This window comes from Legionella worsleiensis (assembly GCF_001467535.1).
GTDB classification, from domain to species: domain Bacteria; phylum Pseudomonadota; class Gammaproteobacteria; order Legionellales; family Legionellaceae; genus Legionella; species Legionella worsleiensis.
The window spans coordinates 320,734-328,045 of the sequence record NZ_LNZC01000012.1 but is presented as its reverse complement, the minus strand read 5'-3'; the positions used below and the strand labels follow the sequence as shown (position 1 = coordinate 328,045).

Below are 7,312 nucleotides of genomic sequence, written 5' to 3'. Positions count from 1 at the left end.
TGTTTTTCCTCTCGCTGAATATACTACCTTACAACTGGAACATTATGTCACCATGTTTAGCCTGGTTATGTAAACCCCCCAATTTCTCTTTGATTTTGTCTCTCTTGAAGCCTGAATAAAATCTTTATTCTGGATCTAGCGCTTCACTGGTTTTTTTGTTACTCTTCCCAATTCAACTATGGTGGCTCTATTGGTCCTCTCGCGACGATAGATCGTGAACCCCGTCAGGCCCGGAAGGGAGCAGCGGTAACGATTGATTCGGGCGCCGAGATGTGGCTCTTAGAGCTGCCACCCAATTAGTGAAAACCTTTATGAGCTATCTCGCACTTGCCCGTAAATGGCGACCACGCATTTTTTCCCAACTGGTTGGCCAGGAACACATTAACAAAGCGTTAATCAATGCGCTAAATCAACAGCGATTACATCATGCGTATCTTTTCACAGGGACTCGCGGTGTAGGTAAAACCAGCGTTGCCCGTATTCTTGCCAAAGCACTTAACTGCGAGACGGGGGTAAGCTCAACACCTTGCCTTCAATGTGATGCCTGTCTTGCGATCGAGCAAGGACGATTTATTGACCTTATTGAAATTGATGGTGCCTCTAAAACACGAGTTGAAGACACTCGTGAGGTTTTGGATAATGTTCAATATGCACCAACTAATGGGCGCTTTAAAATTTATCTGATTGATGAAGTGCATATGTTGTCTCAACACAGTTTTAACGCACTTCTTAAGACACTGGAAGAACCACCAGCACATGTTAAATTCATTTTAGCAACAACGGACCCCCAGAAATTACCAGTTACAGTATTGTCTCGCTGTTTGCAATTTAATTTAAAGCATTTAGCAACAGAGGTAATCAGCAGCCACTTGCAGCTCATTCTCAATGATGAACAGCTGGATTATGAACCAGATGCTCTGGATATCCTGGCTCACGCCGCCCACGGCAGTATGCGTGATGCCTTGAGTCTATTGGATCAGGCCATTACCAGTTGTACTGATAAGTTGCTTGCCCGTGATGTTAAATTAATCCTGGGATACACACAACAGGATTATGCAGCCAAGATCCTGGATGCCCTGGCTCAACATAACGGGCCCCAAATGCTGAAATTAAGTCAGTATATAGCTGCAGAGGGAGGACACTTTAATTACGTTATTGATGAACTGCTAAATTACCTTCATCAAATTGCCGTCTACCAGTGCTTGGGAGATGCAAACCCTTTAATCAGCCCTAAAGATGAAATCAAAGAGCTTGCTAAGAACTTTTCAAAAGAGGACATTCAGTTATTTTATCAAATATGTCTTAAAGGCTGTGAAGAAATTCATCTTGCTCCAACCTTGGCCATTGGGTTTAATATGACTCTTTTACGCATGTTGACCTTCAGACCCGCTCCAACTGTAACACTACCCCCACAGGTCACTGAACAGAATAAGTGTTTGACCCCACTCCAATTACCGGATGAAAAACCATCGCAAGAACATGTTGATCCTCTTATTACAAATCCCACTGTTCTAGTTGATCAGGCACGAGCATCTGAACAAGCAGATGAACACGATACTGTAACTGCTCAAGAAATAAAGGCCACCATTCCAATAGAAACTCAAAACTGGGCCAGCATCATTCCACAACTTAAACTGACAGGCTTTGCTCTGAATGCGATAGAAAATGCTGAATTTATCGGTAAGGAAGGTCGTGACATTACATTAAGAGTTGATAAAGGGCATGAATCCCTATTTACACCTACGACTACCAGTCGTATTGAAGCTGCATTGATGGATTACTACCAAAGCCCTGTTAAAATTATTCTTAACAGCTCTGAAGCGGTACACGCTACACCTGCTCAACAAAAAGAAAGAGCCACCCAACAAAAACAGCAAAAAGCAGAGAACGCATTACACAATGACCCATTATTTCAGCAAATTCAGCAAGAATTTTCTGCCGAATTGGTCAAAAATTCTATTGTCCCACTCAAAGATGACATATAATAGTCTAACTAACCCTAAAAAAACGAGGCAGTGATGGATATTAATCAAAATCTTGGTAATCTGATGAAAGAAGCGCAAAAAATGCAACAGCGCATGCAAGAGGCACAACAACAATTAAGCCAATTGGTCGTCAGCGGCGAATCTGGTGGTGGTATGGTTCACGTCAAGATGAATGGCCGACATGATGTTACCGAAGTTAAAATAAAACCCACGTTAATGGATGATGATGTTGAAATGCTCGAAGATCTCGTTGCAGCTGCGATCAACGATGCGGTACGTAAAATTGAAAAAGCGTCCAAAGAAAAAATCAGCCAATTAACAGCAGGACTTAATATTCCAACTGATTTGATGGGCGGAGCCGCAGGCGGTAAAGGGGAATAAACCAGAATATGGATACACTATCTCGCCTGGTTGAAGCGCTGCGCTGTCTTCCAGGCGTAGGCCCCAAATCCGCTCAGCGTATGGTATTTCACCTGTTGCAAAACCAAAGACAGCGAGGTTTACACCTCGCATCGTGTCTGGAACAGGCCATGAATTACATCAATCATTGCCAACGCTGCAATAATTATACTGAACATACCTTGTGTACACTGTGCCAAAATCCTGAACGAGATTCTCAGTTGCTTTGTGTTGTAGAAAGCCCTGCTGATGTTTCTGCTGTAGAACAAAGCAATGCTTTTCAAGGCAAGTATTTTGTCTTGATGGGGAAAATATCCCCACTCGATGGACTTGGCCCTGATGATATAGGCCTGCCCAGACTTAAGAATCTGATTAAACAAGAAAATATTAAAGAAGTGATTGTCGCATTAAGTCCAAGTGTTGAAGGTCAAACAACAATTCATTTCATTCACCAATTATTACGAAATGAGTCAGTAAATATTAGTCAGCTGGCACATGGCATACCATCCGGTGGTGAATTAGAATTTTTAGATGGAAATACCATAGGCAACGCCTTAAGAAACCGAGCCACGATTAATGTTTAATTTGAGTTGCACCAATAAATTGCTCAAAAAATTTATCATTCTGATAACGTTGCTTATTATGACAGGAATAGTCCATGCGTCCTTCCATAAAAGTCTTTGGCCAAGATGGGAAGTAAATAATCCACTGTCAACTCAAGTTATATCTCATAAAATCTGGCAAAATTTTTTAGATAAGCATATTGTAACCAATGAAGAAGGAATAAATCTCATTGACTATGCACATCTCACACCTCACGATTTACATACATTAAAAGAATACATTAAAGAAATGTCACAAGTAGACATTGACAATTACAACCGCCAGGAACAATTGGCTTATTGGATTAACCTGTACAATGCACTGACGGTGCAAACAGTTGCAAGCTACTATCCCATTGCCAGTATTCAGGAGATTAATATTTCACCTGGATTATTTAGTGTTGGACCATGGGGCGCAAATCTTCTAACAATTAAAAAAACAACATTATCTCTGGATGACATTAATAACCGAATTATTCGCCCAATTTGGAACGATCCACGCACTCATTATGCAATCAATAATGCAACCATAGGTGCATCTAATTTAAGTAAACAAGCATATCAGGGAGCTCAATTGGAGCACCAATTAAACGCAGCCGCATCGACTTACATTAACTCACTAAGAGGAGTACAAGTAATCGAAGGAAAGCTGATTATTTCCAAATTATATGATTGGTATGAAGAAGATTATGGCGGTACAAAGCATGACGTAATCCGACATTTACTGCAATTTGCTCATGAACCATTGCTTAGCCAACTCAAACACATCAATACTATAGACAGTTACGTTTATAACTGGCACATCAACTGTCCAGCCGTTCAAACATCATGAAGCAGGCTCGAACTGCGCTTTCCTTCTTCTGGCATTTTTTTTTATACAATGTTTGCTTTTTTGTTTTGCAATTGCTTCTTGTTTATTCTCAATCAGAAAGCCTGGTCAATTCAATTAAACTTCCTTTACCTATCTACCTTGAACTAGCGGGAACATTGGGTGTTCACTTAGTCCTCTACCTGATTGTATCAATTGTCCAAACGTGGTTATTGACAGGGGTATTAAAACGCTCCTGGCATCATTTCCCTGAAGAACAATGGCTTATCGGTATATGGTCATTATTTGTTTGTCTTATTCTCAGTGCAAATACCTACTATTTTCCCTTAAGCATGTTTAGCAAATTATTTTCACCTCCTGTACCTGAGCAGTATATTCAGATTTTGTACTTTGTTTCATTATGCGGTGCAGGACTATTAGTATTGAACAGATTATTGTATCGAAGTAGCCTTGCTGCCTTGACAGTACTGCTTCCCATAGTTCTTGGTATGAGTTTCTTTTATACACAACACAAATCTAACACAGCGACCAATACAAAACCGAATATACTTATTCTGGGAATAGACTCGTTAAGCCCAGAAAGCATCAATAAAAAAAACATGCCTTTTCTGTATCAATTATTAAATAACAGCACTCAGTTTACGAATACTATTAGTCCTCTTGCCAGAACCTATCCAGCATGGTGCTCTATTTTAACGGGTTTATATCCCAAGCATCATCACGCCTATGAAAACCTCGTTGCCAAAAGCTCTGTTAATAATAGTGCGAGCATTGTTTGGGAGTTAAATAAGTTAGGGTATAAAACGATATATGCAACCGATGACAGACGATTTAACAACCTGGGTAAAGATTTTGGATTTCAAAAAATAATTGGCCCCAAAACAGGAATCAATGATTTTATTTTAGGTTCGTTTAACGATTTTCCTCTGGGAAATTTACTGATTAATGCGCCGATCAGCTCCTGGTTCTTTCCATACAATTATGCAAACAGAGCCAGTTTCTTTTCATATTACCCCTCTACTTTCAGTGCCAAACTGGAACGTGAATTAGGGCCTGTATCTGATGGCACACCTCTCTTTTTAGCAGTTCATTTTGCCCTTCCCCATTGGCCTTATGCTTGGGCAAAATCATCACCCGAAGAGGTGAATAATGAGTTTAGTCTCAGTAAAAGAAATACTCTTTATCAAAGCGCACTGCAACGGGTAGATAAGCAATTTCATTCATTTTATAACTATCTGGAACAACAAAATTATTTCACGAACAGTCTTATAGTTATCTTAAGCGATCATGGAGAAGCCTTATATTACCCTGATTCCAGACTAACCAATTATCAAAATTATCAGAGTTCATTAAGCAGCAGACTGGCTGAGTATTTTAAAAATAAAACAGCCACAGAACTGGATAAAAGTGCGGGCCATGGTTCTGATATATTAAGTCCCAAACAATACCACAGCGTATTAGCGTTCAAGATAATCCAGAATGGTAAAGAGATTACGGCGAAGGCAAAAATAAAAACACGGGTTGCATTAATAGATATAGCACCGACCTTGTTAAACTACTTAAATATTCGCTCTCTATCTGTTATGGACGGAATTTCGTTACTTAATTCAATACTAAACCCTAAATCACTTCCAGCACAACGCACTTTTTTTATAGAAAGTGGTATGTATCCTAATCAAGATTTTTCCAAAAAAAAGGCGATAGAAATTGGCCATCAAATTTATAACGTCAATCCCCAAACTGGGGAACTCGAAATAAAACCTAAAGAATTAACTAAAATAAATCGAGATAAACTCTATGGAGTCATTCGTGGCCATTGGATCCTCGCCTTGTATCCCGATGATCATTCTTATATACCGGTGATTCAAAATCTAGAAAATGGGGAATGGATTGATAACCTCGACAGTGAATTTGCTCAATCAACACCCGCAGCTCAACTCGCTCAAAAGCTCAAGAATTTCTATGGAGCCAAACTGGCATTTCCAGTTCCTTGAAAAGCCCATCAACGTCTTAAGCTCTGGTGTGTATTTAATCATGATCTTCAATAAAATCGAATAATTTTTTTAATGAATCACTTACAGTAATTGGCGCCCGTCCATAAATGGCAATAAGCCTCAGTACAGCATCTCGATTGCGCCGCCGCACTTTTACGCCATTTTTTTCCAAATCGTAAGCATAAGGTTCTGTTGTTACATGCCTGTTTTTTAATTCTTCACGCAATGCCTCCATGACACATCGTAACGCATTAAAGACACATACTACTGCATTCTTTTCGGATGCGGTTAACAAAGGCAGCCAATCCAGCGTTTTGTCCTGGACTATAGTAAAAAGCGTATACAACAAATATCGACTGTCATTATTTGCAAAATACCCGTAAAGATCCAGACATTTTGTTGTAGTTAACTGACTGTAGAGACGAAGCATTTCTTGATGGAATACTGAAAGTCGCTCATTATCAGGAACTGAACACTTAACGAGACGCTGTTGTAATATCATGACCGCATCAATTAATCGGTTTGGATTAAACCAATATTTATAAGCACGACCCAAATCATGCAAACGCTCAATGGTGATCTGTTCTTCATTTTCTGGGGTAGATTTGATTTTTAAACTTTTGACCGCTATTTGAATAATTTCTCTATATTCGGCATCAACATCTATAAGAATTCCCTGAGGAAGATCATCTCCGTGAAATAAATAATCAATTTTGGACTTTAAACCATGCTGTGATGCTACTCGATACAATTTCTGTTGCAGCAATTCAATGAACTCATGGATAACGCCCAGTCGCATGCGGACTGATACCAATTTTTCAGGATGAATTAATTCATCAAATAACTTCTCTGGAAATAACTTATAGAAAAATAATGCATTAGCCAGATTCACTAATTGCGGCTCAGAAAAAAAATTAAGCGCTGACTGCAACTCATTATACTGCCAATTATCAAACAAAAGAGACAAATCATCTTCTCTACAGGCTATTCTATTCCAATAGGTCACTAACGAAGAGAACCATTTTTTCAAGTGAGTACAACGGAACAACTGTTTTAATTCATCGGTAGATTCAGTACCTGAAACAGCCATATCAGTTTGGTTTGCACATTGGCGGTATAGAAAAGCGATTTCTGCAATCAATTTGCATTCCTCATTCTGATTAGCCATTTTTGATAAACGCTGTTTCAGCTTAGCAATAATCGAATACTGTTCTGTCCAATTAAGTGTGTTCGTTTGATAAGAGGGTTTATGATCGATAAAATGCGCATGAAGGTCTACTAACTTTAAATAATTCATGTACTTTTGCGCCAGATGTGCGCATAACATTGTTATCTCTTGGTGGCATGAGGTTTGTTCTTGATCAAACTTTAAAAGTTGATGCAGGCGAGTTTCCAGTTGTTTTAGCTCATATTTTAGCTGTGCTTTAGCTCGATAATCATCCGTAAGAAACCAATACGACAAACCGGGTATTTTTTGCGTCATCCATTTCTCCTCAAGCATCA

At 39.3% G+C, this 7,312-nt stretch carries 6 protein-coding genes and 1 other RNA gene; 6 read left to right on the top strand and 1 reads right to left on the bottom strand.

The features are described 5' to 3' along the window. Positions 1-188: 188 nt before the first annotated feature. From ffs to Lwor_RS07250, 6 genes are all read left to right on the top strand, one after another. An RNA gene (gene ffs / locus Lwor_RS13330) (signal recognition particle sRNA small type) lies at positions 189-285 on the top strand. Between the two features lie 26 nt (positions 286-311). Further along, positions 312-1,985, top strand: a complete 1,674-nt coding sequence (gene dnaX / locus Lwor_RS07270) for a DNA polymerase III subunit gamma/tau (protein WP_058493379.1) — start codon at positions 312-314, stop codon at positions 1,983-1,985. A 33-nt stretch (positions 1,986-2,018) separates the two neighbouring features. After that, positions 2,019-2,366: a YbaB/EbfC family nucleoid-associated protein gene (locus Lwor_RS07265; protein ID WP_058493225.1), complete on the top strand. Its 348-nt coding sequence runs from the start codon at positions 2,019-2,021 to the stop codon at positions 2,364-2,366. 8 nt (positions 2,367-2,374) lie between these two features. Further along, positions 2,375-2,968, top strand: a complete 594-nt coding sequence (recR, locus tag Lwor_RS07260) for a recombination mediator RecR (protein WP_058493224.1) — start codon at positions 2,375-2,377, stop codon at positions 2,966-2,968. 58 nt (positions 2,969-3,026) lie between these two features. Next, on the top strand, positions 3,027-3,818 hold the full coding sequence (locus tag Lwor_RS07255; protein WP_415582805.1) for a DUF547 domain-containing protein: 792 nt from the start codon (positions 3,027-3,029) through the stop codon (positions 3,816-3,818). Further along, the gene (locus Lwor_RS07250) at positions 3,815-5,809 is read left to right on the top strand and encodes a sulfatase-like hydrolase/transferase (protein WP_058493222.1); all 1,995 of its coding nucleotides are present in this window, start codon (positions 3,815-3,817) and stop codon (positions 5,807-5,809) included. The genes Lwor_RS07255 and Lwor_RS07250 overlap by 4 nt, the downstream gene beginning before the upstream one ends. 34 nt (positions 5,810-5,843) lie before the next feature. On the opposite strand, the gene Lwor_RS07245 is transcribed toward Lwor_RS07250, so the two are convergent. Then, positions 5,844-7,292 (bottom strand): hypothetical protein, encoded by a 1,449-nt coding sequence (locus tag Lwor_RS07245; RefSeq protein ID WP_058493221.1) that lies wholly within the window; start codon positions 7,290-7,292, stop codon positions 5,844-5,846. Positions 7,293-7,312 lie beyond the last annotated feature (20 nt).

What these genes read in the sequence shown, in the direction of transcription:
- dnaX (WP_058493379.1), top strand. Translation starts at nt 312, where the DNA reads ATGAGCTATCTCGCACTTGCCCGTAAATGGCGACCACGCATTTTTTCC.
- Lwor_RS07265 (WP_058493225.1), top strand. Translation starts at nt 2,019, where the DNA reads ATGGATATTAATCAAAATCTTGGTAATCTGATGAAAGAAGCGCAAAAA.
- recR (WP_058493224.1), top strand. Translation starts at nt 2,375, where the DNA reads ATGGATACACTATCTCGCCTGGTTGAAGCGCTGCGCTGTCTTCCAGGC.
- Lwor_RS07255 (WP_415582805.1), top strand. Translation starts at nt 3,027, where the DNA reads ATGACAGGAATAGTCCATGCGTCCTTCCATAAAAGTCTTTGGCCAAGA.
- Lwor_RS07250 (WP_058493222.1), top strand. Translation starts at nt 3,815, where the DNA reads ATGAAGCAGGCTCGAACTGCGCTTTCCTTCTTCTGGCATTTTTTTTTA.
- Lwor_RS07245 (WP_058493221.1), bottom strand. Translation starts at nt 7,292, where the DNA reads ATGACGCAAAAAATACCCGGTTTGTCGTATTGGTTTCTTACGGATGAT.